The organism is Aliiroseovarius crassostreae, from assembly GCF_049803815.1.
Lineage (GTDB): Bacteria > Pseudomonadota > Alphaproteobacteria > Rhodobacterales > Rhodobacteraceae > Aliiroseovarius > Aliiroseovarius crassostreae_A.
Map to the genome: position 1 here is coordinate 601,233 of NZ_JBNAGI010000002.1, position 23,426 is coordinate 624,658.

Annotated in this window: 23 protein-coding genes and 1 tRNA gene; 8 read left to right on the forward strand and 16 right to left on the reverse strand. The window is 60.7% G+C overall.

The window, feature by feature from the left end; all coding sequences use genetic code 11:
- Positions 1-663 precede the first annotated feature (663 nt).
- The gene (locus ACP15V_RS08645) at positions 664-1,461 is read right to left on the reverse strand and encodes an RlmE family RNA methyltransferase (protein WP_424943267.1); all 798 of its coding nucleotides are present in this window, start codon (positions 1,459-1,461) and stop codon (positions 664-666) included.
- Positions 1,461-2,573 (reverse strand): Ppx/GppA phosphatase family protein, encoded by a 1,113-nt coding sequence (locus ACP15V_RS08650; RefSeq protein WP_424943268.1) that lies wholly within the window; start codon positions 2,571-2,573, stop codon positions 1,461-1,463. The genes ACP15V_RS08645 and ACP15V_RS08650 overlap by 1 nt, the downstream gene beginning before the upstream one ends.
- Before the next feature lie 280 nt (positions 2,574-2,853).
- Between ACP15V_RS08650 and ACP15V_RS08655 the strand changes: the two genes are divergently transcribed.
- The 8 genes from ACP15V_RS08655 to ACP15V_RS08690 all read left to right on the forward strand — a co-directional run bounded on the left by ACP15V_RS08655 (position 2,854) and on the right by ACP15V_RS08690 (position 10,179).
- Entirely contained in the window at positions 2,854-3,150 is a 297-nt protein-coding gene (locus ACP15V_RS08655; protein WP_424943269.1) for a virulence factor, read from the forward strand.
- A 34-nt stretch (positions 3,151-3,184) separates the two neighbouring features.
- A complete protein-coding gene (locus ACP15V_RS08660) occupies positions 3,185-4,120 on the forward strand; it encodes a methylenetetrahydrofolate reductase (RefSeq protein ID WP_424943270.1) in 936 nt (311 codons plus the stop codon).
- Positions 4,121-4,126: 6 nt separating this feature from the next.
- The gene (locus ACP15V_RS08665; RefSeq protein ID WP_424943271.1) at positions 4,127-5,200 is read left to right on the forward strand and encodes a methyltetrahydrofolate cobalamin methyltransferase; all 1,074 of its coding nucleotides are present in this window, start codon (positions 4,127-4,129) and stop codon (positions 5,198-5,200) included.
- Between the two features lie 295 nt (positions 5,201-5,495).
- Positions 5,496-5,633 (forward strand): hypothetical protein, encoded by a 138-nt coding sequence (locus ACP15V_RS08670; RefSeq protein ID WP_424943272.1) that lies wholly within the window; start codon positions 5,496-5,498, stop codon positions 5,631-5,633.
- A gap of 324 nt (positions 5,634-5,957) precedes the next feature.
- Positions 5,958-7,103, forward strand: coding sequence for a CaiB/BaiF CoA transferase family protein (locus ACP15V_RS08675; protein WP_424943273.1), 1,146 nt, complete (start codon positions 5,958-5,960; stop codon positions 7,101-7,103).
- A gap of 235 nt (positions 7,104-7,338) precedes the next feature.
- Positions 7,339-9,438: an ASKHA domain-containing protein gene (locus tag ACP15V_RS08680; RefSeq protein WP_424943274.1), complete on the forward strand. Its 2,100-nt coding sequence runs from the start codon at positions 7,339-7,341 to the stop codon at positions 9,436-9,438.
- A 97-nt stretch (positions 9,439-9,535) separates the two neighbouring features.
- Positions 9,536-9,609: transfer RNA gene (locus ACP15V_RS08685), tRNA-Gly, on the forward strand.
- A 78-nt stretch (positions 9,610-9,687) separates the two neighbouring features.
- The gene (locus ACP15V_RS08690; protein WP_424943275.1) at positions 9,688-10,179 is read left to right on the forward strand and encodes an acyl-CoA thioesterase; all 492 of its coding nucleotides are present in this window, start codon (positions 9,688-9,690) and stop codon (positions 10,177-10,179) included.
- Positions 10,180-10,268: 89 nt separating this feature from the next.
- On the opposite strand, the gene ACP15V_RS08695 is transcribed toward ACP15V_RS08690, so the two are convergent.
- The 14 genes from ACP15V_RS08695 to soxB form a co-directional block, all read right to left on the reverse strand.
- Positions 10,269-11,057: a hypothetical protein gene (locus ACP15V_RS08695; RefSeq protein WP_424943276.1), complete on the reverse strand. Its 789-nt coding sequence runs from the start codon at positions 11,055-11,057 to the stop codon at positions 10,269-10,271.
- A complete protein-coding gene (locus tag ACP15V_RS08700; protein WP_424943277.1) occupies positions 11,054-11,869 on the reverse strand; it encodes a sulfite exporter TauE/SafE family protein in 816 nt (271 codons plus the stop codon). The genes ACP15V_RS08695 and ACP15V_RS08700 overlap by 4 nt, the downstream gene beginning before the upstream one ends.
- Positions 11,869-12,867, reverse strand: coding sequence for a tRNA dihydrouridine(20/20a) synthase DusA (gene dusA / locus ACP15V_RS08705; protein ID WP_424943278.1), 999 nt, complete (start codon positions 12,865-12,867; stop codon positions 11,869-11,871). The genes ACP15V_RS08700 and dusA overlap by 1 nt, the downstream gene beginning before the upstream one ends.
- 215 nt (positions 12,868-13,082) lie before the next feature.
- A complete protein-coding gene (locus ACP15V_RS08710; protein WP_424943279.1) occupies positions 13,083-13,850 on the reverse strand; it encodes an SDR family NAD(P)-dependent oxidoreductase in 768 nt (255 codons plus the stop codon).
- A gap of 104 nt (positions 13,851-13,954) precedes the next feature.
- A complete protein-coding gene (locus tag ACP15V_RS08715) occupies positions 13,955-15,697 on the reverse strand; it encodes a SulP family inorganic anion transporter (protein ID WP_424943280.1) in 1,743 nt (580 codons plus the stop codon).
- A gap of 75 nt (positions 15,698-15,772) precedes the next feature.
- Positions 15,773-16,108, reverse strand: a complete 336-nt coding sequence (locus ACP15V_RS08720) for a TIGR01244 family sulfur transferase (RefSeq protein ID WP_424943281.1) — start codon at positions 16,106-16,108, stop codon at positions 15,773-15,775.
- Between the two features lie 33 nt (positions 16,109-16,141).
- Positions 16,142-17,029: an MBL fold metallo-hydrolase gene (locus tag ACP15V_RS08725; protein WP_424943282.1), complete on the reverse strand. Its 888-nt coding sequence runs from the start codon at positions 17,027-17,029 to the stop codon at positions 16,142-16,144.
- Positions 17,030-17,042: 13 nt separating this feature from the next.
- The gene (locus tag ACP15V_RS08730; RefSeq protein WP_424943283.1) at positions 17,043-17,495 is read right to left on the reverse strand and encodes a DUF6691 family protein; all 453 of its coding nucleotides are present in this window, start codon (positions 17,493-17,495) and stop codon (positions 17,043-17,045) included.
- A gap of 1 nt (position 17,496) precedes the next feature.
- Positions 17,497-17,928 carry a YeeE/YedE family protein gene (locus ACP15V_RS08735; protein ID WP_424943284.1) on the reverse strand — a complete coding sequence of 144 codons (432 nt, stop codon included), beginning with the start codon at positions 17,926-17,928 and terminating at the stop codon, positions 17,497-17,499.
- A gap of 60 nt (positions 17,929-17,988) precedes the next feature.
- Complete coding sequence (locus ACP15V_RS08740) at positions 17,989-18,372, reverse strand: DUF302 domain-containing protein (RefSeq protein WP_424943401.1); 384 nt, start codon at positions 18,370-18,372, stop codon at positions 17,989-17,991.
- 190 nt (positions 18,373-18,562) lie between these two features.
- A complete protein-coding gene (locus tag ACP15V_RS08745) occupies positions 18,563-19,093 on the reverse strand; it encodes a thioredoxin family protein (RefSeq protein WP_424943285.1) in 531 nt (176 codons plus the stop codon).
- Positions 19,094-19,289: 196 nt separating this feature from the next.
- Positions 19,290-20,342 (reverse strand): c-type cytochrome, encoded by a 1,053-nt coding sequence (locus ACP15V_RS08750; protein WP_424943286.1) that lies wholly within the window; start codon positions 20,340-20,342, stop codon positions 19,290-19,292.
- A complete protein-coding gene (gene soxC / locus ACP15V_RS08755; protein ID WP_424943287.1) occupies positions 20,326-21,606 on the reverse strand; it encodes a sulfite dehydrogenase in 1,281 nt (426 codons plus the stop codon). The genes ACP15V_RS08750 and soxC overlap by 17 nt, the downstream gene beginning before the upstream one ends.
- 108 nt (positions 21,607-21,714) lie before the next feature.
- Positions 21,715-23,412, reverse strand: a complete 1,698-nt coding sequence (gene soxB, locus ACP15V_RS08760; RefSeq protein WP_424943288.1) for a thiosulfohydrolase SoxB — start codon at positions 23,410-23,412, stop codon at positions 21,715-21,717.
- Between the last annotated feature and the right edge of the window lie 14 nt (positions 23,413-23,426).

Genomic DNA, 23,426 nt, shown 5'->3' on the forward strand with positions numbered 1-23,426 from the left:
ATGATCGCCCGGAAAGCCAAGTCAGCTTTGCTTGCTATGACACTTTTCTATGCCCCCCTGCCCGCTTTTTATGCCGGGATTGCCGAATTCACCCATAGAATACCTTTATTTTATTAATGAGGGAGATCTGGCTATGTCCTCAGAAACGGTCTCGAAAACCGTTGTGGGTGCAAGCCCACCCAGGGTTCGAATCCCTGTCTCTCCGCCATTCATCCCCCTGAGATCGCTTGAAAATTCACCCTATCCGGGGAAAGAGCGCCCTTGTCTGCTCTCGATACTTAAAGCGAGCTGCGTTCATTTGCCGTCACGCGCCCCACTCTTACGTCTTGATGTGGCATGTCTGCGGAACGCAAAATCGGTCCCCGCCTTTGCGCGACAGGCGGTAGGTCGAAAACTGCCCTACTGAGACGTCTTTTGACGGGCCCTTCTTGACGGGCCCCTCTTGGCGGACACTCTTTCTTGGCGGACACTCTTTCACGCGCACGCGCTGGCAGAGGGGGCGCAGAGGGAGCGCAAAGGGAACGTAGAGGGTGTCATGACCAAGACCCGTGCCGCACTTTGCACCCGCGCGCGCGGGGCGTTTCACGGCTGCTCTCTTGCCTTTTCGGGGCATCGGCGGAACAGCGCGGAATACTTACGCGCCGCGTTCAACGCCGCGTCGCATCACCCGCGAAAACCGGTGGCCACGACAAATTTCTCGGACGAGTCAGACCGACTGGAGGGCGGCTTCATATAGCGCACCTTGTCGAACTTGATCTTCAAAAGCTTCTGCAGCTCGGCCTCAGCGCCCCCGGCCAGAACCTTGGCCACGAAGGTCCCGCCCACCTCAAGCACATCAAAGGCCAGATAGGCCGCCGCTTCACAGAGCGCCATGATGCGCAAATGGTCGGTCTGTTTGTGACCGGAACTGCTGGCAGCCATATCCGACATCACCACATCCGCCTTGCCGCCCAGCCAATCCTTGATCTGGTCGTCCGCGCCCTCTTCCATGAAGTCGAGCTGATGGAACTCGGCCCCGGCCAGCGGTTCGACCTCTTGCAGGTCAATGCCCAGAAACGTGCCGACGCGCTTGCCGGGTTTTTCGCCCAACGCATTGATGCGCGGCACCGCGACCTGCGCCCAGCCCCCGGGCGCGCAGCCCAGGTCGACCACACGGGCCCCGTTGACCAGAAACCGGAATTTATCGTCCAACTCCATGATCTTATAGGCCGCCCGCCCCCGATAGCCTTCGGCGCGGGCGCGCTGCACATAGGGGTCATTCAGTTGCCGCTGCAACCAACGGGTCGAGGAATTGCGCCGCCCGCGCGCGGTCTTCACCTTAACCGTCAGGTCACGCTGACCACGTCCCGAGGATTTGCGCGTGCGCTTGGAATATTTCTTGCCGCCGCCAGAAGCACCGCCGCCCGTATTCTCACCCGAGTTCCCACCGGAGTTTCCATCATTTCCAGAGTTTTCCGACATCAGAAAGGCCCGTCTTCCAAAACACCGTCCGTAGACATTTGCGAATAAAGAATGCCCTCTCTAAGGCCGCGATCCGCCACTGACAAGCGATCCGTGGGCCAGACCCGCAAAAGCGCCTGCAGGATCGCCGATCCCGACATGATCAGCGATTGCCGATCCCGGCCAATATGCGAATTCATCCGCCGCCCGTTGGGCCCCAGCGCCAGATAGCCCTGAATGACCTTTTCGATCTGCTCTGACGTCATGCGCAGCCCGTCGACCTTGTTGCGATCATAGCGTCTGAGCCCCAGATGGGTTGCCGCCACCGTGGTCACCGTGCCGGAGGTGCCAATGATCTGAAAGCCTTCGCGGGGCGGCTCGTGATAAAACGGGCTGAACCCGGCCAGCTGCTCTTCGAAATGCACCGACATCAAGGCGTACCGCCCGGCGTCGTCCTCCACATCGTCATACATTTCGCGCAATGTCGCCACGCCCAGAGGCACGGAAATCCAGTCCACCACGGCGGCCTGCGGAAAGGGCCCCGCATCCCCAATGAACCCGCGCCCCATGCGCATGATCGATTTGGGCCGTTCCAAAGGCGGCACTTTTGACAGATCCAGCCAGACCAGTTCGGTGGAGCCCCCGCCAATATCGACCACCAACAGCTGTTCGGTGCGGGTCGACACCAGCGGCGCGCAGGAGACCACGGCCAACCGCGCCTCTTCCTCGGGCTTGATGATCTCCATCTTCAAACCCGTTTCGCGGCGGATGTAATTCATGAAACTGCGCGCGTTATTGGCCCGGCGACACGCCTCGGTCGCCACCAGCCGCATGCGTTTCACATCATGTTTGATCAGCTTCTTGCGGCAAATCCGCAGCGCCTGCACGGTGCGCGCCATCGATGACCGGCTGAGCTTGCCCGAGGCCTCAAGCCCCTTGCCCAGCTGCACGGATTTGGAAAAGCTGTCCACGACGTGAAACTGACTGCCCTTGGGTTGGGCAATCAGCATACGACACGAGTTTGTGCCAAGATCCAGGGCGGCATACAGCCCGGATGGATCCGGCGTTTTCGGCGCGGGGGTTGCAACCGCTTTCGGGAACGCGCCCGCACCAGTGGGACGCTTGGGCGCCATGGATCACGCCCTCCTATTCAAGTTAGGTCCAAGATAGGCATCGGCGGGGTTTTGCGCAATCCCCTGCGCGCGCCGATTGATAAAGATGATGAGAAAGTTTCAAGCCATATTGAGCGGTTTTGCCCCTACCCCCTGTGGCGCAACACCCTGTCTTGACGTATTCCTCAGCATGCAATTCCGACACCGACGTCGCATGTGGCTCACCCGGTGTCGAAAATCGTCAGCTTGGAACAGGGTCGGACCCTTAGAACAAATCCATCAGGAAAGGGAGAATCGCAAGATGCCTGACGTCACGATCGTTTACTGGCGGGATATGCCCGCACAAGTCATCGTCGGCAAAGGTCGCCGGGGGGCCAAGGCCGCCCTGCCCGAGCGGTTCGAACAGGCCATTGACCGGGCCGCGATGAAGATCGGCGCGCGCGACAGCGACGCCTATCTGGCGGAATGGCGCAAGGCGGACCCCTATCCGGTGGAAGGAGACCCGCAAGAGATCGCCCAGGCGGAAGCCGCCCGGATCGACGCGGAATATGATCAAGAGCGTCTGAAAGCGCTGATTGCCAACGATGGCCGGGCATAAACACATGTCCTGGCCCAAGCTGAGGGAGGCAGCCATGGCGCTGTTGAATTTCCGCAAGAAGACGTCAGATGACGTGACCACCTCGTCCCCCGAGCTGGAGGCCTTTTTGCAGGGCTATTCGATTGAGGTGATGCCGCGCACCGCCGGCAAGGTCGAGGATTTCCGCGATCTGTTGCCGGAAGGCACCCGCGTCTACATCGCCCATATCGAAGGCACGCCGATCGACGAAATGGTCGAGACCGCCAAGCGCATCAAGGGCGAAGGCTTTGACGTGATGCCGCATTTCCCGGCGCGCATCATCAAGGACGAAGCCACCCTGGCCGACTGGATCAACCGTTATCAGGGTGAGGCCGACGTGAAGCAGGGCCTGATCCTGGCCGGTGGCCCGACCACCCCGCTGGGCGATTTCGACAGCTCGATGCAGCTTCTGGAAACCGGGCTTTTTGACAAGGCGGGCTTCACCCGTCTGCACGTGGCCGGTCACCCGGAGCCGAACCTGGACATCGACCCCAATGGCGGGCGCGCCAACACCTATGCGGCGCTGGATTGGAAACAGGAATATTCCAAACGCACCGATGCCGAAATGGCGCTGGCCACCCAGTTCTGTTTCGAAGCCCAACCGGTGATCGACTGGGCCAACGAACTGGCGGAACGCGGGATGAACCTGCCAATCCATATCGGCATCGCCGGCCCCGCGAAACTTCAGACCATGATCAAATTTGCCATTGCCTGTGGCGTTGGCCCGTCGCTGAAGGTGCTGCAAAAGCGCGCCAAAGACGTGTCCAAGCTCTTGTTGCCGCATGAACCCACCGAGGTGCTGGTGGATCTGGCTGCCCACAAAGCCGCAAACCCCGATTTCAACATCGAAAAGGTGCATTTCTTCCCGCTCGGCGGCATCAAGACCAACGCCACCTGGGCCATCAACAATGGCGGTGACGCCACCGCCCCCGTAAACGCGACCAAAGGATAATAATGAATGACCCGTACCATCGTCGAAAGCGCCACCAAGACCTCGATCATCGGCTTTGACCAGCCGTTTTCGGTGATTGGCGAGCGTATCAACCCCACTGGCCGCAAGATCCTGAACGAAGAGCTGGAGCGGGATGATTTCTCGCGCGTCGAGGCCGATGCGCTCGCGCAGGTCGCGGCGGGTGCCACCATCCTCGACATCAATTCCGGCGCTGTTTTCTCGAACAAAATGGCCGAAGATCCGCGTTACGCCGACAACAACTTTGTTGAGCCGGAGCTGATGCGCAAGCTGGTCGAAACCGTGCAGGCCGTCACCGATTGCCCGCTTTGCATCGACTCGTCCGTGCCCGGCGCGTTGGAGGCGGGCCTTGAGGCCGCCAAAGGCCGCCCGCTGCTCAATTCCGTCACCGGGGAAGAAGAACGCCTTGAGGTGGTTCTGCCGCTGGTGAAGAAATACAATGTTCCGGTTGTGGCGATCTCCAACGATGACACCGGTATTTCCGAAGACCCGGAAGTGCGCTTTGCGGTCGCCAAGAAAATCGTGGAACGCGCGGCTGATTTCGGCATCCCGGCCCATGACATCGTGGTTGACCCGCTGGTGATGCCGATCGGCGCGATGGGCACCGCTGGCCTGCAGGTGTTCGAATTGAACCGTCGCCTGCGCGACGAGCTTGGCGTGAACACCACTTGCGGCGCGTCGAACATCTCGTTTGGCCTGCCGAACCGTCACGGTATCAACAACGCCTTCCTGCCGATGGCGATGGCCACCGGCATGACCTCGGCAATCATGAACCCGATTGCCCTGCCCGTTGGGCCGAAGAAGCTGGCCGAAAAGAAGGCCGAGATCGAAGCCAAAGGCATCATCATCCCGGCCGATATGGATGACGAAACCTTCTGCCAGGTCTTCGGTCTGGGCTCGACCAAACCGCGCGCGGGCAAGGAAATGGAAGCCATCCGCGCGGCGAATTTCCTGACCAACAACGATGATGGCGGGGCGGAGTGGATCAAGTTCAACTCGGCCAATGCCGGTGCCGCCGGGGCCGCTGGAGGTCGTCGCGGCGGGCGGCGTCGCCGCGGGTAACGCGGCGCCTGTAACCTGCCGCGGCTAACGCGGCGCATCGGACGTGTCGCGGCCAGCGCGGCACCACCAACCTGTCGCTTCGGCGATCTGCGTCCTGTCACAGTCTCAAAAGCCCGCCGCTCTGGCGGGCTTTTTTTCGCCTATTGCTAGGTGTTTACGGCGTGTCACCGCCGATTTCGCGCAGGATCTGATCACGTCTTGCGCCCTGACGGCCCCTTTCTATCGTCACGACTACAGGCCCCAGCGCAAAAAAGGGGCAGACCACTCACGACGGACAGAAAACGGAGCCACCCTCATGAAACTCACGGCCACCCTCCTCTTGATTGCCACCGCGACCCTCGCCGCCTGCGCGCAGGAGCCAGAGCCGCAACCCGCCCCGGCACCGATTATGCCAGAGGTGACCTATGACAAGATGGGCAATCCGGTAAGCTGATCCCCGTCCCCGGATCACTTGCCCAAGGAAAGGGTCCGCCGTGTGTTGGCGGGCCCTTTTCATATGTCAGATCAAACAGATATGACAGGTCTTCGCGGCGGATCGCTGTCCTCGGGCCCAACAGGCAACCGAACGGATTGGCGTTCAAACCGGATCAGGATCTACCCCTTTCTGAAAGGCACGGCGTCCCCGCCCTGCCCCCACCGCATGCCAGCCATTCCCTTTCCTCGCGTCACACCGCCTGAAAACTTGATTTCCCTCAATGTGATCCCCCCGCGCGAGCGCTTACTCTGCGCCAAACACGCGAACAGAAAGGGTATTCCCATGACCGCTCCGCTTGACGGCATTACCATTGTCGACCTCACCCATGTGCTGGCCGGGCCCTATTGCTCGATGATCCTGTCGGATCTGGGCGCGAAGGTGATCAAGGTGGAAATGCCGGGGATCGGCGATGACACGCGCCATTTCCCGCCCTTCCGCGATGGCCATTCCGCCTATTTCGCCACCATCAACCGCGACAAACAGTCGATCGCGCTGAACCTGAAACAAGAGGATGACCGCGAGATTTTCGACAAGATCCTGACCCGCGCCGATGTGGTGATGGAAAACTATCGCCCCGGCGTGATGGAACGGCTGGGCTATGGCTGGGACGATCTGCACGCGAAATTCCCGCGCCTGATTTATGGCGCCGTCTCCGGCTTTGGCCACACCGGCCCCGAGGCCCTGAAACCCGCTTATGACATGGTCGTGCAGGCGCGCGGCGGAGTGATGTCGATCACCGGCGAAAAGAATCGCGAACCGGTGCGCGTGGGTGCGTCTGTGGGCGATATCGTCGCGGGCATGTTCCTGGGCCACGGGTTGCTGGCCGCGCTGTATCAGCGGGAAAAAACCGGCGAAGGGCAAAAGGTCGACGTGGCGATGCTCGACAGCCAATTGGCGATCCTCGAACACGCGGTGGCGATTTCCAATGAAACCGGCGTGCCCCCCGGCCCGTCCGGCGCGCGCCACCCGTCGATTGCGCCGTTTGAGGCGTTCCACGCCGAAGACGGGCTTTTCGTGATCGCCTGCGGCAATGACGTGTTGTTCCAGAAACTCTGCAACGAGCTGGGCAAACCGAAACTGGCCGAGCGGGACGCGTTCAAAACCAACCTCGCGCGCTGTGAAAACGTGATGCAGCTTCGCCGCCGGATTGAGCTTTTGACACTGGAAAAACCCATCGCTTACTGGCTGGAAAAACTCACCGCGGCGGGCATTCCCTGTGCGCCCATTCAAAACGTGGCGCAGGTGATGCGCGATCCGCAGATCCTCGCCCGGAACATGGTGCTGGACCTGCCCGCCCCCGATGGCGGCACGTTCAAAGCGGCGGGCAATCCGATCAAGATGAGCGGCATGGCGGATCACAATCATCACGCCGCAGCACCGCTTTTGGATGAACATCGGCATGAGATCCTGACCTGGCTGGAGAGCTGAGGGGCGTTGCCCCTCGAGCTGCGCTCTCACCCCAGGATATTTATGACCAGAAAATGAGCAATGGGCGGATTGAGAAACCCTGGCCAGATATCTGTCGTTGCGCGCCAGAAAAACGACGCAAAATCCGCGCAGTTGCCGTTCTTAGGCGCGGAATGCCGCCTTTCGGCATTGCGGTTATGTGTTGTCCGATTAGATTGGTTCCAAATTACCGATCAACTCAGGACAAGCGCGCGATATGTCTCAGGAAAACACCTCTTCGGAAGCCGGGCCGATCACGGAAACCATCACCGGCACCGACAATGATCCGCTGGTCATCTTCACCCCCTCCGGGCGGCGCGGCCGTTTCCCGGTGGGCACCCCGGTTTTGACCGCTGCGCGCCAGTTGGGGGTGGATCTGGACAGCGTCTGCGGCGGGCGCGGTGTTTGTTCGAAATGCCAGATCACGCCCAGCTATGGCGAGTTTCCCAAACACGGCGTGACGGTCTCGGATGATGCCCTGTCCGAGTGGAACAAGGTGGAGCAGCGGTATGACGACATTCGCGGGCTGACCAAGGGCCGCCGTTTGGGCTGTCAGGCCAAGGTACAGGGTGACATCGTCATTGACGTGCCTGCCGAAAGCCAGGTGCACAAGCAGGTGGTGCGCAAACGGGCCGAGGTGCGCGATATCGTCCTGAACCCGACCATCAGGCTGGCCTATGTCGAGGTGGAAGAACCCGACATGCACAAACCCACCGGCGATCTGGAACGGCTGATCACCGCGTTAAAGGCCAGCACGGGACTTGCCGAGATTGGCATCGACACCCATCTGTTGCGCCCGCTGCAACCCCTTCTGCGCAAAGGCGATTGGAAGGTCACCGCCGCCATTCACACCCCGCATTCCGGGGGCATTCCGCAGATTGTGGCGCTGTGGCCGGGCTATTTCGAAGGGCCGATCTTTGGCCTTGCGGTTGACCTTGGCTCCACCACCATCGCGGGCCACCTGTGCAACCTGTCGACCGGCGAGGTTGTCGCCTCCTCCGGCCTGATGAACCCGCAGATCCGCTTTGGCGAAGACCTGATGAGCCGGGTCAGCTATGCGATGATGAACCCGGGCGGTGATCTGGAAATGACAGCGGCGGTGCGCGCGGGGTTGAACGACCTGGTGGAGGACATCGCCAAGGACGCCGAGATCGACAAGACCCAGATCCTCGATGCGGTCTTCGTGATGAACCCGGTGATGCACCACCTGTTTTTGGGCATCGACCCGTTTGAACTGGGGCAAGCGCCCTTTGCGCTCGCAACCTCGGACGCGCTGGAACTGACCGCTGCGGATCTGGGGCTGACCATTGCGCCGGGCACCCGCGCCTATATCCTGCCCTGCATCGCGGGCCATGTGGGGGCGGATGCGGCGGGGGTGGCCCTGTCAGAAGCGCCGAACAAATCCGACGACCTTGCGCTGATTGTCGACGTGGGCACCAATGCGGAAATCCTGCTGGGCGACAAAAACGGCGTTCTGGCCTGTTCCTCGCCCACCGGGCCGGCCTTTGAAGGGGCGCAAATCTCGTCCGGGCAACGCGCCGCACCCGGGGCCATTGAACGGGTGGAAATCGATCCCGTCACCAAGGAACCGCGCTTTCGCGTGATCGGATCTGATCTGTGGTCGGATGAAGACGGGTTTGACGCGGCCATCGCCACCACTGGCATCACCGGCATCTGCGGGTCGGGCATCATCGAAGTGATCGCCGAGATGCGCATGGCCGGTCTGGTGGACGCAGGCGGGCTGATTGGATCGGCGGAGCAAACCGGCACGTCCCGCTGTTTCCTGGACGGGCGCACCCATTCCTACCGCCTGTGGGATGGCGATGCGGATCACGGCCCGATCACCGTGACCAATGGCGACATCCGCGCCATTCAAATGGCCAAAGCGGCGCTTTACTCCGGCGCGCGTCTGTTGATGGACAAGCGCGGCGTGGAAAACGTGGACCGCGTGGTACTGGCGGGCGCGTTCGGCGCGCATATTTCCGCCAAACACGCAATGGTTCTGGGCATGATCCCCGATGCCCCCCTGGACAAGGTGACCAGCGCGGGCAACGCGGCGGGCACGGGCGCGCGGATTGCGCTGCTCAATCGCGACGCGCGCGGCGAGATCGAGACGCTGGTGCGCCAGATCGAGAAAATCGAAACCGCCGTAGAGCCGCGTTTTCAAGAGCATTTCGTGAATGCCTCGGCCATGCCCAACTCGTCTGACCCCTTCCCCACCCTGCGATCGGTCGTGGATCTGCCAGAGCCGAGTTTCAACACCGGCGGCGGCGGGGATGGCGAAGGCGGCGGGCGGCGCCGACGCCGGCGCGGGTAAACGCGGGGCCACGATCGCGCCTCGGTAAAAAATCACGCGGGCGTCGGGGTTTCCACCTTGACGCCCGCCGCCCCTTGGCATACCTCATCCCACGAGCGCGGGTATGGTGAAATGGTATCATGCGAGCTTCCCAAGCTTAAGGTGCGGGTTCGATTCCCGCTACCCGCTCCAATTCCCCCGCATATTGCCAGCGCATGCCCGCACCCCGGGCGTGACGGTGCGTCTTGATAATATTAAGGAATTTCTGCCGTGACCCAGCCCGACCCTTTCGCCCATATCCCGTTGGTCACTCCCCTGAACGCCAGGCAAATGCAATCGGTTGGCGTGCCGGAAGGCTGGCATTATGGCCTGGCGGATCGGGTGCGGTTTCACGAACTCGACGCGCTTAATCACGTCAACAACGTGGCCTATTTCCGCTGGTTTGAATCGATCCGCATCCCGTTTTTCGGCCACTACCACGTCTCTTCCTATACGGAAGGCGACCCGCAGGTGGTGCTTGCGACCAACTATGCGCGCTATTTCAAGCCGATGCATCTGGGCGACAACTACGTGATCACCGCGCGCTGCAAATCCTTCCGCACCACCTCTTTCGTGATGGAGTATGGCGTCTTTGTCGACGGTGAATTGATGTGCGGATCGGAAAGCGTGATTGTGACACTGGAACAGGATGGGGTGACGAAACGGCCCTTGCGCGAAGACACCATCGCGGCGTTCCTGCGCGATGGCGCCGACCGGGGATAAGCCCGCAAAAACTTTAAAGTTTCGAGTTATGTTTGGGGAAAACTTTAAACTTTCCCGCGCGCGACCTTAAAAACTTTAAAGTTTTGCCCTCATGGCAGGCGCAGCCACTCCGCGACACCACCGGGCAGGTCTGGCCGGAAATAGGCCACCATCCGCCCCTCTTTCGGGGCCTCTGCCCCGTCGTCCCAAGGGGCCACCCCATGCAGCGTGAAGCGATGCAGCAGATAGGCCTCGCCCGGTTCGGCGTGAACGGTAATTTTCGGGCAGCGTTCAAACACTTCCGCCCGCGCCGCACGGTAGATGTCGGTCACATCATGATGCCGCATATCCTCGGGGGGCACCCCTGCAAATGCGGCTTCAAAAGCCCGGCGCAGGATGTGATGTGATCCTTCCCACAGCACCAGGGGACTGGCCCCCTTTGATGTGGAATTCAAAGGAATTCCAATGACATAACCATGTTGTTCATCCACGCAACGCCGCCCCTCCGGCAGCTCTGGCTTCACCCCATCGATATGGGCGGCAGCACGGTTTTTACGAAACCTGTGGGCCGCATCACTTTCGCCCTCGTCCTGTTTTGGATAGCCCGGATAGGTGATCGACACCTGCCCCTGATCCAGCGGATGCCAGCCATATTCCGCCTCGACAAAGTCGCGCAAGGCACCGGTCAGCGGCGCGCCACCGGGCAGTTGCCCGTCGCCATCATTGGGCAAGGCATTCACCCCGACAAACCATGTTTTTCTACAGCGCAACCAATGGCTTAGCTGATGGGGATCTTGCGTTGCGGCCCGCGCATGGGGGATCGCGGAAGCGGCCCAACCCGCCACCGCCTCCTCATAGGGAAAGCGCAGCCAGCCCTTTTCATAGAACCGCGCCCTCATAGGCCAAACGCTTTGCGCAACATGTTCAACGCCACCAGGATCAGGAATGCCGCGAACACGCGTTTTAACGGTTTCGGGTCCATCGCATGGGCGAGCTTCACCCCGTAAGGCGTTGTAATCATTGTCATCGCGATGATCAGAAGAAAGGCCGGTATGTTGACCGCCCCGACCGTCCAGGGCGGGCTGATCGCCACCGGGACGAACAGAAATCCGATCACCGACGGCACGGCGATGATCACGCCAAACCCCGCCGCCGTGGCCACCGCGTTGTGGATCGGGCGGCCATGCAGGGTCATGGTTGGCACGCCGAAACTGCCGCCCCCAATCCCCATCAGCACCGACAAGAAACCAAGGATCGGAGACAGGATCGCACGTTTCAACCCGTTTGGCATCTCATCCGCCACGCGCCAATCCGCGCGACCAAACGCGAGGTAACCCCCTATGATCAAAGCCAAAACTCCGAACACGGCCTGCAACACAACCGACCGCAATTCCGCCGCAACCAGCACGCCGATCCCGGCCCCGACCACGATGCCTGGCAGCCAGGATTTCAAAATATCCCACTCCACCGCGCCCTTCTTGTGGTGCGACAGGACCGAGCGGATCGACGTGACGATGATCGTCGCGAGCGAGGTTGCAAGACAGATTTGCATCAGCTGATCCGACCCGTAACCCAATGAAGAGAAAGCATAAAAGAAGGCTGGCACCAGAACGATCCCGCCGCCGACCCCCAGCAGACCCGCCAACACACCGGCCATCGCGCCAATCACCACCAGCAGGCCGGCCATGGGCAAAAGCGTGGCGATCTCCATCACGCGGGTTCCTGTTCGGGGACATGCGACAGCGCCTTCTGCACCACCTCGATCCCGGCGCCGGGTTTGTGCCCTTCTTCCGACAGCACCCGCCGCCACATGCGCGCGCCGGGGCGACCGGAAAACAGGCCGAGCATATGGCGCGTCATCGCATTCAAACGCACGCCCTCGGCCATGTTGCGCTCCAGGTAGGGCAACATTTCCTCGACCACCTGATGACCAGATTTCGGTTCCGTTTCAAGGCCATAGATGTCGCGATCCGCGGTCAGCAGAATGTCGCCCGGGTTGTGATACGCGGCGCGCCCGATCATCACCCCATCCATAGGGCCAAGATGGCCCTGGGCTTCGTCCAGGCTGGCGATGCCGCCGTTGATCGACAGATGCAGATGCGGAAACGCGGCTTTCATCCGGTGCACCAGCGGATAATCCAGCGGCGGAATATCGCGGTTTTCCTTGGGGCTAAGCCCCTGCAGCCAGGCCTTGCGCGCGTGGATCGTAAAGCGTGTCACTCCGGCGGCGGAGACCGTCTCCAGAAAATCCGGCAGCACAATTTCGGGGTCTTGATCATCAACGCCGATGCGGCATTTCACTGTGACATCAATATCTTGAGCGGCGTCTTTCATTTCCGACACGCAATCCGCCACCAGTGGCGCGTCGCGCATCAACACCGCGCCAAACGTGCCCGACTGTACCCGGTCTGACGGACAGCCCACGTTCAGGTTCACTTCGTCATAGCCCCGCTCGACACAGAGCCGCGTGGCGGCGGCAAGCTCTTTCGGGTCAGAACCGCCCAACTGCACGGCCACCGGATGTTCGCCTTCGTCAAACTCCAACAAATGCACGGCCCCCCCACGCACCAAGGCGGGTGCGGTGACCATCTCGGTATACAGCAACGTCTCGCGGCTCATCAGGCGATGGAAGACCCGACAATGACGGTCTGTCCAGTCCATCATCGGGGCCACGCTCAACCGGGCGGCGTTTTCCAGGTTTGGTTTCAACGTGTTAGCTCCATTCGGCCGTGTTCACCAGTGGGCAGTTCTGTGGCCAGGTCTTTGGGCAACGGCCGGGGTATCGATTCGAACAGGCTACGGTTTAGCATATTCGGCCTTGGCAAACAGCCGGGGCAATTCCGCTGCGGCTGGTCACATGCCAGAACGCAAAACACCCAGTGGCGGGGCCACCGGGTGCGTACTGCTGAGATTGACGGCAGGTCTTAGCGCGGCGCCATGCGCACCGCGCCGTCCAGACGGATCACCTCGCCGTTCAGCATCGAGTTTTCAACGATGTGACGGGCGAGCGCCGCAAATTCATCGGGGTCGCCAAGGCGCGACGGGAACGGCACCTGGGCGCCGAGGCTGTCTTGTACTTCTTGCGGAAGGCCCGCCACCATGGGCGTTTTGAAAATACCGGGTGCGATGGTCATCACCCGGATGCCGTCGCGCATCAGGTCGCGCGCCATGGGCAGGGTCATGCCCACCACACCGCCTTTGGACGCGGCATAGGCCAATTGCCCGATCTGCCCGTCAAAGGCCGCGATGGAGGCGGTGTTGATGATCACGCCGCGTTCGCCATCCTCGGTCAGCGGGTCGGCGGTGGCCATGCCAGCGGCGGCTTGGCTGGCGCAGTTGAAGGTGCCGATCAGGTTCACGCCGATGGTTTTGGCATAAAGGCCCGGATCATGCGGTTCGCCCTTCGATTGGGTTTTCGAGGCGGGTGCGATGCCCGCACAGCTGACCATGATGCGTTCCTGGCCCAAGGCCGCGCGGATGGTTTTAAACCCATCTGCCACGGACGCGGCATCGGACACGTCCACCTTGGCGAAAGCGCCACCGATCTTGGCGGCCATCGCCTGCCCGGTCTCTTCGTTCAGGTCGAAAATGCCAACTTTGGCCCCGGCATTGGCCAGGGTCTGTGCCACGGCGCCGCCCAGGCCCGAGGCCCCGCCCGAAACAATGGCCACGGTGTTTTCGGTGATGTGCATGTGCGCCTCCATTCCTGTGTTGGCCCTGCCGTATCAGGAATTGCACAAGCGTTCAATTCTGCGCGAAAGTGACGCAGCGTCCCCTGTCCGACCCGTCGGCGCCATCACCTGTCCCCGGCCACCGGCCCCAGCGCCTTCATCGCCGCGTATTGGGTCAGGTAGACCTGCCCACTGAGCGCGTTGAGGAAATGGGTGCGCGACAGGCGGTCCATCACCGGGCCTTTCACCTCAGACAGGCTGAGCGTGATGCCCGCGTCCGCCAATTGCCGGTTCAGCTCTTCCAGGGTTTCCAGCGCGGACAGGTCAATTTCATTCACCGCCGAACACATCAGCACCACATGACGCACCTCGCCATGGCGGATCCGTTCGAGCAGGTAATCCTCGATATAGCGCGCATTGGCGAAATAGAGGTTTTCATCCAGCCGCAGGGTGACCAGCGCGGGGTGGGTCCAGACCGCGTGGCGGTCGATATTGCGGAAATGCTGGGTGCCGGGGACCAACCCGACCTCGGCGATATGCGGGCGCGAGGTTTTGTAGAGGTACAAGACAATCGACAGGACGACCCCGGCGCTGACCCCGATTTCCACGCCAAACCCCAGGGTCAGCAGGATGGTCGCCAGAACCGCAGTGAAATCACCGCGATGGTAGGTCCAGGTGGATTTCAGGATGCGAAAATCCACGAGGCTGAGCACCGCCACGATGATTGTGGCCGACAGGGTCGCCTTGGGCAAATAATACAGAAACGGCGTCAAAAAGAGGGCGGCGATGGCAATGCCGATGGCGGTGAAGGCCCCCGCCGCGGGCGTTTCCGCGCCCGCATCGAAATTCACCACCGAGCGCGCAAACCCCCCGGTGACCGGATAGCCGCCGCTGAAGGACGCGGCGATGTTTGACGCGCCCAACCCGATCAGCTCTTGATCGGGGTCGATGCGTTGGCGTTTTTTCGCGGCGAGCGTCTGGGCGACAGACACGCTTTCGACAAAACCAATGATCGAAATCAGGATCGCGGCGGCAAAAAGATCGCGCCACAGCCCCATGTCCATGCTGGGCAGCGTCAGCGGCGGCAGGCCCTGCGGCACGTCGCCGACAATCGCCACCCCCTGCCCCGCAAGGTTAAATTGCCAGCTGATCCAGGTGGTCACGACAACCGCCCCCACCGGCCCGGCCTTGGTCAGAATATCCGCAAGCCGGGGCAGGACGGACAGGGAAAGAAGCAGAGGTTTCAACCCTTTGCGCACCCAGAAGAGGAACGCCAACGCTCCCGCGCCAATTATGAACGTGATCCAATTGGTCTGGTCCAGATGGGTCACGATCGAGGTCAGAAGCGCGATCAGCGAATGCCCGTTGGCCGAGATGCCCAGCAGGTGTTTCACCTGGCTGGTGGCAATCAGAAGACCAGAGGCGGTGATAAACCCGGCAATCACCGGATGGCTGAGAAAATTTGCCAGAAACCCCAACCGGAACACGCCCATGATCAGCAGGAGGACACCGGACAGGAACGCCAAGGTGATCGCGGCCAGAACAATGGCTGTGGGGTCAGACAGCCCCAGATTGCCAATCGCCGCCGCCGTCATCAGGCTGACCACCGCAACCGGCCCCACCGCCAGTGACTTTGACGTGCCAAAGATCGCATAGGCCACCAGCGGCAAGATCGAGGCGTAAAGCCCCATTTCGGCGGGCAACCCCGCCAGCAGCGCGTAGGCCAGAGATTGCGGGATCAGCATCAGGGTGACGATCACGGCGGCCAACGCATCGGCCCCGAACGTGGCCTGATCATAGGCCCGTCCCCACCGCAGCAATGGGACATAGTGAGAGAGCGCGCCGAAGCGCAGGAAACCGGGTATCATGGCTCAGTCCAAATTGGGAGAAGGACGTCAGATGGCACGCCCCGCACCATGGCGGGGCGTGGATAGTCTTTTAAATCAGGCGTTTGCCTGGGCAGCTTGCCACAAGATCTCGCAGCGGGTGCCAGAGCGGCAATAGGCAAAGACCGGCCCCGGCGCGTCGTTCACCACGCGAATGAACTCGGGCAGCACGGCCATCGCGTCTTCGCGGTTGGTCATCGGCAAAAAGCTGGTGTCCAACCCTTCCGCCTCGGCCGCGGCCTTCATCTCGGCCCAGTCTGGTTGCCCCGGATCCTCACCATCCGGGCGGTTGCACATCAGAACGGCAAACCCCGCCTGTTTGATCGCCGGAATATCCGACACCGCAATTTGCGGGGCAACCGTGATCCGGTCGCTCAGTTTTTTGGCCATCATGATCCTGTCCTCATCTGTCGCTTGCGCTGTCTGTTACAGCGTGTTCACCGGCACCTTGAGGAAGGTACGTCCCTCTTCATCGGCCGGTGGCATTTCTCCCGCGCGCATATTGACCTGAAGCGAGGGGATGATCAACTTCGGCATATCAAGCTGGGCGTCCCTTTCGGTGCGAAACGCCACAAATTCCTCTTTCGTCTTGCCGCCGCCGACGTGGATATTGTGGGCTTTTTCCTCGGCCACGCTGGTTTCCCACGCGATGTCGCGCCCGTTGGGGCCGTAATCGTGGCACATGAACAGGCGGGTGTCGTCCGGCAGCGACAGCACTTTCTGGATCGAGTCGTAAAGCTCGCCCGCGTCGCCCCCGGGAAAATCGGCCCGCGCGGAACCGCCATCGGGCATAAAGAGCGTGTCGCCCACGAAGGCCGCATCCCCAACCACATGCACCATACAAGCGGGTGTGTGCCCCGGTGTGTGCATCACGAAGGCAGGCAGGTTGCCAATCATATAGGTGTCGCCATCTTCGAACAATTGGTCAAACTGGCTGCCGTCACGCTGAAATTCAGTGCCTTCGTTGAAGATCTTGCCAAACACGTCCTGAACCACGGTGATTTTCGACCCGATGCCGATTTTGCCGCCCAGCTTGCCCTGGATATAGGGGGCGGCCGACAGGTGATCGGCATGGACATGGGTTTCGATCAGCCATTCCAGGTTCAGGTCGTTGTCCTGAATGTAATCAATGATTTGGTCGGCATTGTCATGGGTGATACGCCCGGCGGCGTAATCGATATCCATCACGCTGTCGATCACCGCGCAGCTGGTGCTGTCGGGGTCTTTGACCACGTAGGAGATCGTGTTGGTGGCGTCGTCGAAAAAGGCCTTCACGTCCGGCGATATGTCCGTGTTGACGGGATAGGTGCTCATATTGCGTCCTTTCCTATGAGGGGTGCCCGGTTTGGGCGGCATCGTGTTTGCGGGCCTGGTGGGCCATCAGCCAACGGGCAAAAAACACTCCGGCGACCATGGCGAGGGTGAAGATGATCACGTCCGGATGTCCGGTCGACAGCACCGGCAATGAGGCCCCCGGGCAGAACCCTGCAAGCCCCCAGCCAAGACCAAAGGTCATGCTGCCCAGAACCAGTTTGCGATCAATCAGACGGGTGCCCGGCAGGCTGAACGTGGGTTCAAACACCGGGCGGCCCCGGCGAAACACCAACCAGTACCCGGGCGCGGTGACCAACAGCGCACCGCCCATGACGAAGGCAAGGCTTGGATCCCAAGTGCCTGCCACATCAAAGAAATTCAGCACCTTGGCCGGGTTGGCCATGCCAGAGATCGAGATGCCCAGACCAAAGATCAGCCCCGCGACGTAAATCAGAACAAGTTGCATGTCACACCCCCACCAGATGACGGGTGATAAAGACCATGACGGCTGTGCCGGCCATGAAACTGACCGTGGCGACCAGGGACCTTGGCGAAAACCGCGCAAGGCCGCACACCCCGTGGCCCGAGGTGCAGCCCGATCCGAACACCACGCCGACCCCGACGATGAACCCGCCGACAATCATCGACAGGCGCGACACCGGCACTTCGATGGTCGGGAAACCACCGGTCAGGAACAGATACAAAAACGGGCCAGACAGCATCCCCGCCAGGATCGCCGCCCGCCACGCCCAATCGGTTGAGGTGCTGGGGGACAGGAACCCGGTCAGGATGCCGGTCGCACCAAACACATTGCCGCGGATCCACATCAGAAACACCGATGCGACCCCGATCAACAGCCCCCCGAAAGCCGACACCAAAGGTGTGAACTCTGTTTCCATTGCGCATTTCTCCTTGTTTCACTCGCTGCTCCATGCCCTCACTGCATGGAGGACAGGGGTTTAGTCGGCCACTGCGTCCTGCACGATGCCATCGAGCAGCGATTGCACCTCTTGCATCGGGCCTTCGGGATAGGTGCGGTATCCCACTTCAACCTTACCGTCGCGGTCGGTGACAAAGATACCGTAGGGGCAGAAGGCGATATTGGTGGGGTCCGCTTCCATCACCTTGCGGCTGACCACGGCCGAGCAAAAGACAAAGATATCGGCATTGTCAAAAAGCGTGACATCAGAGCCCACATCCTTGCCGGTGCGCGCCAGCATTTCACCCACATGGCTGGTGTAATCGATCTTCAACCCCGCGCCGACAATGGCGCTTTCCACCGCAAAAGTGGCGTCATCAAAACTGCCATCAAAGGCATAGGTGACGGACCCGGCATGTTCCATTTTCCCGTGCCCATCCGAAAGGGCGGGATAAGCAAGGTAGAGGCTGGTCGCAGCGGCGGTAAGCAAAAGGCGCATGATATGAACTTTCGTTAGGTGAGGTTGACCGGGCGCGGATCTGGGCCCGCTACATCCTGAACATATTCACTATCAAGCATATTTGCAACATGTTCCCATAGGGGTAGAGCTGCATTTACCAGACGTCAGGTGACAGCCCCTGATCCGCCAACTCCTGGAACCGATCCTGCAGATAGCGTTGAAATACTTGCGTTTTATAGGCGTCGGAGCTGACATATTCGAGCGATTTCAGAAAGTGGAACGGTTTGAAATAGCCGGGCATGCGAAAGACCTCTTTCGGGCCGCCGTCTTCCATCGAAAACATCACGCTGGTGGGGGTGAAATTGATCCCCCAATGGGCCGCCAGATCGCGTTCCTCGCGCGCAACACCGTCAAAATCGGTCACCTCGCGCGCGCCCCACAGGTTCAGCTGAACCACAAGGAAGTTTTCGGTCATGTGACCGGTGATTTCCTCGCGTTCAAAATTCACCAGATGCATTTCCCGGCAATAGGGGCAGCCTTTTTGTTCAAAGATCACCAACAGATCTTTGCCCTCGTCCTGCGCCTCGGCCAGATCATCCGCCAGCTCAAGGAAACTGTCGGTGAAGAAGGGCTGTTGATAGAGCCCGTCATCGCCCATTTCCGCGGCCTGCGCGGGGAACGCCATCAGACATACAGTCAGACATACACTCAGACATACAAGGGGAATTGCGTGGATGATCCGGTTCATATTGGCCCTCCCGTGCCGGTTTTTCGTTGCAACCAGCTTATCACGAAAAGCGATGACCCCAAAATTTCCCGGATCAGTGGCCATGAAAAAACGCCGCAGGAAACCCGCGGCGTTTCGTCATCATGTCAGGATGTTACTGGCTGTTTGCCTTGAGGAACTCAAGAATTGCCGCGACATCCGCGTCTTTTTTCAACCCGGCAAAGCTCATCTTGGTGCCCTTCAGGTATTTGCGCGGATTGGCCAGATAGGCCGACAGGGTTTCTTCGTTCCAGACCGCACCGGTTTCGCCCAGGGCTTTCATGGGTTTAGAGTATTTGAACCCCTCCACCATCGCCGCCTGACGGCCCCAAATACCGTTTAGAATTGGGCCGGTGCCGTTCTTGGCCCCCTCGCCCACCTTGTGGCAGGCCTTGCATTTCTTGAACACCTTTGCGCCCTTCTCGGCCAGATCGGCGTCAAACGTCACCGCAACCTCGACCACTTCTGCAGGCGCATCTTCGGCGGGCGTGTCTTCGGCAGGGGCGGGGTCAACCGCGGCCGTGTCTTCAGACACCGCGCCCGCGTTCGGATCGCCCGGGAACACCACGTTTTTGGTGATGGTCACCGCCTCTGGCTTGCAGCCTTCCATGCAGCGGTTGGTGAAGATGCCATATTCCGTTTCGGCCCTGTCATCGACGATGAAGCCGTCCGCATTGGGCATGTCAACCGACAGGAACGTCTCTTTCGACAGAGTGAAATCATCATCCACCAGATCGTTCGAGTAAAGGATATAGGCCACAATCGCATAGACATCGTCATTTGACATGGTCTGTGCGCTGCCAAAGGGCATGGAACGGCGGACATAGTCAAAGGTGGTCGACAGATAGGGCCAATAGGACCCCACGGTTTTCAGCGGGTCTTCGTCCGCAAGCGTATCCGCGCCCCCGGCCAGTTTCGGCCAGTTGCCCACGCCTTCGGCAAAGTCGCCATGACAGACCGCGCAATTGTCGGCGAACACCTCTTCGCCGGTCCAGACGTCCCCCGACCCTTCGGGCAGGTTCGACCCGTCCGGGAACACGTCCAGATCCCAGGCGGCGATTTCTGCCTCGGTCGCCGGACGACCCAGACCCATTTTCTCGGCCGTCACCGGTGCGGCGGACAGGCCCGCGATTGCGGTGGCCAGCAGGAGTTTAGGAAACTTCGACATTGTTGGCCTCTCCGTTTGCGTTCACATGCCAGGTCTGGATGCAGTTGTTGTGATAGATCGAGTTGAGGCCGCGCACCTCGCGCAGCTGCGCCTTGGTGGGTTGCACGTAACCGGTTTCATCCATTGCGCGCGATTGCAGGAACATCTCTTCGCCCTGCCAGTCGATATCGAGGTAAAAGCGGCTGAGTGCCATCGGCTTGCCGGGCTCCGCCAGACGCGCCTCCTGCCAGGTCACGCCGCCATCCAGCGACACGTCCACGGCGGTGATCGCGCCGCGACCCGACCAGGCCAGACCGGTGATGACCAGCGGGCCTTTGCCGTGTTTGATCGGCATTTGCGGGCTGGGGCTGGTGATCACGGATTTCGCATCCATCACCCAGGTCCATTTGCGCGAGGTGCCATCGGCCAGCGTGTCAGTGTATTTTGAGGTTTCCTCGCGGCTTTCCACCGGCTTGTCCATGATTTCGATCCGGCGCAGCCATTTGACCCACATATTGCCTTCCCAGCCGGGCACCACCAGACGGACCGGGTAACCATGCTCCATCCGCAGGGCTTCGCCATTGGCCTTGAAGGCGACCATACAGTCATCCAGCGCCTTTTCCAGCGGGATGGACCGGCCGTTCGACGACGCATCTGCGCCTTCGACGTAAACCCATTTGTCCTTAATGTCGCCCGCCGCGCCCATGCCCGCCTCTTCCAGAAGCGTGCGCAGGGTGACGCCGGTATATTCCATATTGTGGATCATGCCGTGGGTGTATTGCGAGCCATTGAGTTGCGCACCCGCCCATTCCATGCCGGTGTTGGCGGCGCATTCCAGAAAGAAGGTTTGCGTGACACGCGGGAAGCGTTCCAGATCCTCATAGGTGAAGACCAGCGGCGTATCGACCAGCCCGTTGATCATCAGGCGATAGTCTTCTTTTTTCAGGGCAATCGCGCCCGAATGGTGGCGTTCAAACGCACAGCCCTGCGGGGTGATCGTGCCATCCAGCGCGTGGATCGGCGTGAAGTTGATCGAGGAAATCGTGTCTGCCGTCAGCCATTCGACATTGCGGCGCACCACGTGGTCTTCATACTTGATCGGCATCCCGTACGGGGTGGCATCCACCCCCTCGCCCAGACCCGACGCCCAGTCCTGAACCTCGGTGATCAACGGATCCCCCTCGGCACGGGCGGCCCCTGCGGCCCCCAAGGCGGCCCCGGTGGCCGCGGCCCCCTTCAGGAACGCGCGGCGCGTCGCCCCGGTTTTCGTAGAGCTGTCACTCATTTGGCATCTCTCCTATTACATATCCATATTCGCCTATTTGCATGAATAGGCTTGAAAAAATGGCCCGGCCACCGCCCCGAAACCGGGGGGCATCCGGGCCGAATGTGTTCAGACGCCGACCACTTTGACCGAGTTGTTCGGATCCAGTTTGATCGTGCCTTGTTTCTTGATGTGGCTTTCCACCACGTCCCAGATCTGCGGCCCCTCGGTGCCTTCATTGACCGACGCCCAGCCGGCCACGACATAGGTTTTCGCGGGGTCGATCGGGTCGCCCGTTTTCAGCATCGTCATCTCGGTGATCCGCTCGCCCTGCGGTTTGGTGATGTCGATGCGATAGCCCATGCCACCGATCCGCACCATGTCCCCGCCCTGCTGGTAATAGGGGTCGGGGTTGAACAGGTTGTCGGCCACGTCTTCGAGGATCGTGTGAATGAACTCGCCGGTCATTTCCGTGCGGTACGCTTCGCCATAAGACATCGAGGTCACGTTCCAGATGTCTTCGCGGGTGATCTCCTGGCCCGGCAGAATGCTCGGCCCCCAACGCACGCCGGGCGACATGGCAATGTCGGCTTCGCGTTCGTTGATCAGCGCGTCACAGATCAGGTCATCCCAGGATCCGTTGAAATTGCCACGACGATACAGAAGCGAGTCGGTGGTGCCGATCACCTCGTTCAGCTCGGCCTCATAGGGCGCGCGCTGTTCTTCGATCAGCTTGGTGATGGTGGCATCTGGCGTGATCACGTCGGAAAAGATCGGGATCAACTTGTGGCGGAGGCCCATCATCTTGCCGTCGCGCACGTCCAGATCCACGCGGCTGACGAATTTGCCGTTCGACCCCGAGGCGATGATGAAAGTCTGCTCCACCTGCACCGGTTCGGGCAGCGCGTCATGGGTGTGGCCCGACAAGATCACGTCGATGCCTTTGACCCGGCCCGCCATTTTCTTGTCCACGTCAAACCCGTTATGCGACAGGACCACAACCAGTTCGGCCCCAGCTGCGCGTACCTCGTCGACCATCGCCTGCATGTTCTCATCCCGGATCCCAAACGAGTATTCCGGGAACATCCAGCGCGGGTTGGCGATGGGCATATAGGGGAAAGCCTGACCGATCACGGCCACCTTGACCCCGCCGCGTTCAAAGAACTTGTAGGGTTTAAAGAGCTCAGCCGGTTCGTCCCATTCGGCGTCGAAAATGTTCTGGCCAAGGGCGGCGAAGGGCAGGTTTTCAACGATCTCATTCACGCGGTCCGAGCCCAGGGTGAACTCCCAGTGGAAGGTCATTGCGTCGGGGTTCAGCGCGTTCATCACGTTGACCACATCTTGGCCCTGCGTGTGATGACAGGTGTAAGACCCGTGCCAGGTGTCGCCGCCGTCCAAGAGCAGCGCATCAGGGCGGTCGGCGCGAATGGCGTTCACCACGGTGGCGACACGGTCCATGCCGCCGACCTGGCCATATTCGCGCGCAAGCGCCGAAAAGTCGTTGTATGTCAGGGCATAAGCCGACGGCGAACCATCCTTGATGCCATAAAACTCGCGATACGCCGCGCCGGTGATATGCGGCATCTTCCCCTTGGCGGGCCCCACGCCCAGATTGATCTCCGGCTCGCGGAAATAGATCGGTTTCAGCTGGGCATGAATGTCGGTGATGTGGATCAGCGACACATTGCCGAACGTGTCGAATTTCAGCAGATCGTCCTGGGTGAGCGCCTGTTGGGCAGCCAGTTTGGCCCAATTGCCAAACCCGGATGCGCCATAGAGCGCAGATGCGGCCATGGAGACCTGGAGAAAGTCGCGACGAGAGATCATGTGCGGTTTCCTAG

Bases quoted from the DNA above. Each gene is read 5' to 3' on its own strand.
- ACP15V_RS08645 (WP_424943267.1), bottom strand. From the start codon at position 1,461: ATGTCGGAAAACTCTGGAAATGATGGAAACTCCGGTGGGAACTCGGGT.
- ACP15V_RS08650 (WP_424943268.1), bottom strand. From the start codon at position 2,573: ATGGCGCCCAAGCGTCCCACTGGTGCGGGCGCGTTCCCGAAAGCGGTT.
- ACP15V_RS08655 (WP_424943269.1), top strand. From the start codon at position 2,854: ATGCCTGACGTCACGATCGTTTACTGGCGGGATATGCCCGCACAAGTC.
- ACP15V_RS08660 (WP_424943270.1), top strand. From the start codon at position 3,185: ATGGCGCTGTTGAATTTCCGCAAGAAGACGTCAGATGACGTGACCACC.
- ACP15V_RS08665 (WP_424943271.1), top strand. From the start codon at position 4,127: ATGACCCGTACCATCGTCGAAAGCGCCACCAAGACCTCGATCATCGGC.
- ACP15V_RS08670 (WP_424943272.1), top strand. From the start codon at position 5,496: ATGAAACTCACGGCCACCCTCCTCTTGATTGCCACCGCGACCCTCGCC.
- ACP15V_RS08675 (WP_424943273.1), top strand. From the start codon at position 5,958: ATGACCGCTCCGCTTGACGGCATTACCATTGTCGACCTCACCCATGTG.
- ACP15V_RS08680 (WP_424943274.1), top strand. From the start codon at position 7,339: ATGTCTCAGGAAAACACCTCTTCGGAAGCCGGGCCGATCACGGAAACC.
- ACP15V_RS08695 (WP_424943276.1), bottom strand. From the start codon at position 11,057: ATGAGGGCGCGGTTCTATGAAAAGGGCTGGCTGCGCTTTCCCTATGAG.
- ACP15V_RS08700 (WP_424943277.1), bottom strand. From the start codon at position 11,869: ATGGAGATCGCCACGCTTTTGCCCATGGCCGGCCTGCTGGTGGTGATT.
- ACP15V_RS08710 (WP_424943279.1), bottom strand. From the start codon at position 13,850: ATGCACATCACCGAAAACACCGTGGCCATTGTTTCGGGCGGGGCCTCG.
- ACP15V_RS08715 (WP_424943280.1), bottom strand. From the start codon at position 15,697: ATGATACCCGGTTTCCTGCGCTTCGGCGCGCTCTCTCACTATGTCCCA.
- ACP15V_RS08720 (WP_424943281.1), bottom strand. From the start codon at position 16,108: ATGATGGCCAAAAAACTGAGCGACCGGATCACGGTTGCCCCGCAAATT.
- ACP15V_RS08725 (WP_424943282.1), bottom strand. From the start codon at position 17,029: ATGAGCACCTATCCCGTCAACACGGACATATCGCCGGACGTGAAGGCC.
- ACP15V_RS08730 (WP_424943283.1), bottom strand. From the start codon at position 17,495: ATGCAACTTGTTCTGATTTACGTCGCGGGGCTGATCTTTGGTCTGGGC.
- ACP15V_RS08735 (WP_424943284.1), bottom strand. From the start codon at position 17,928: ATGGAAACAGAGTTCACACCTTTGGTGTCGGCTTTCGGGGGGCTGTTG.
- ACP15V_RS08740 (WP_424943401.1), bottom strand. From the start codon at position 18,372: ATGGAACATGCCGGGTCCGTCACCTATGCCTTTGATGGCAGTTTTGAT.
- ACP15V_RS08745 (WP_424943285.1), bottom strand. From the start codon at position 19,093: ATGGCGTTCCCCGCGCAGGCCGCGGAAATGGGCGATGACGGGCTCTAT.
- ACP15V_RS08750 (WP_424943286.1), bottom strand. From the start codon at position 20,342: ATGTCGAAGTTTCCTAAACTCCTGCTGGCCACCGCAATCGCGGGCCTG.
- soxC (WP_424943287.1), bottom strand. From the start codon at position 21,606: ATGAGTGACAGCTCTACGAAAACCGGGGCGACGCGCCGCGCGTTCCTG.
- soxB (WP_424943288.1), bottom strand. From the start codon at position 23,412: ATGATCTCTCGTCGCGACTTTCTCCAGGTCTCCATGGCCGCATCTGCG.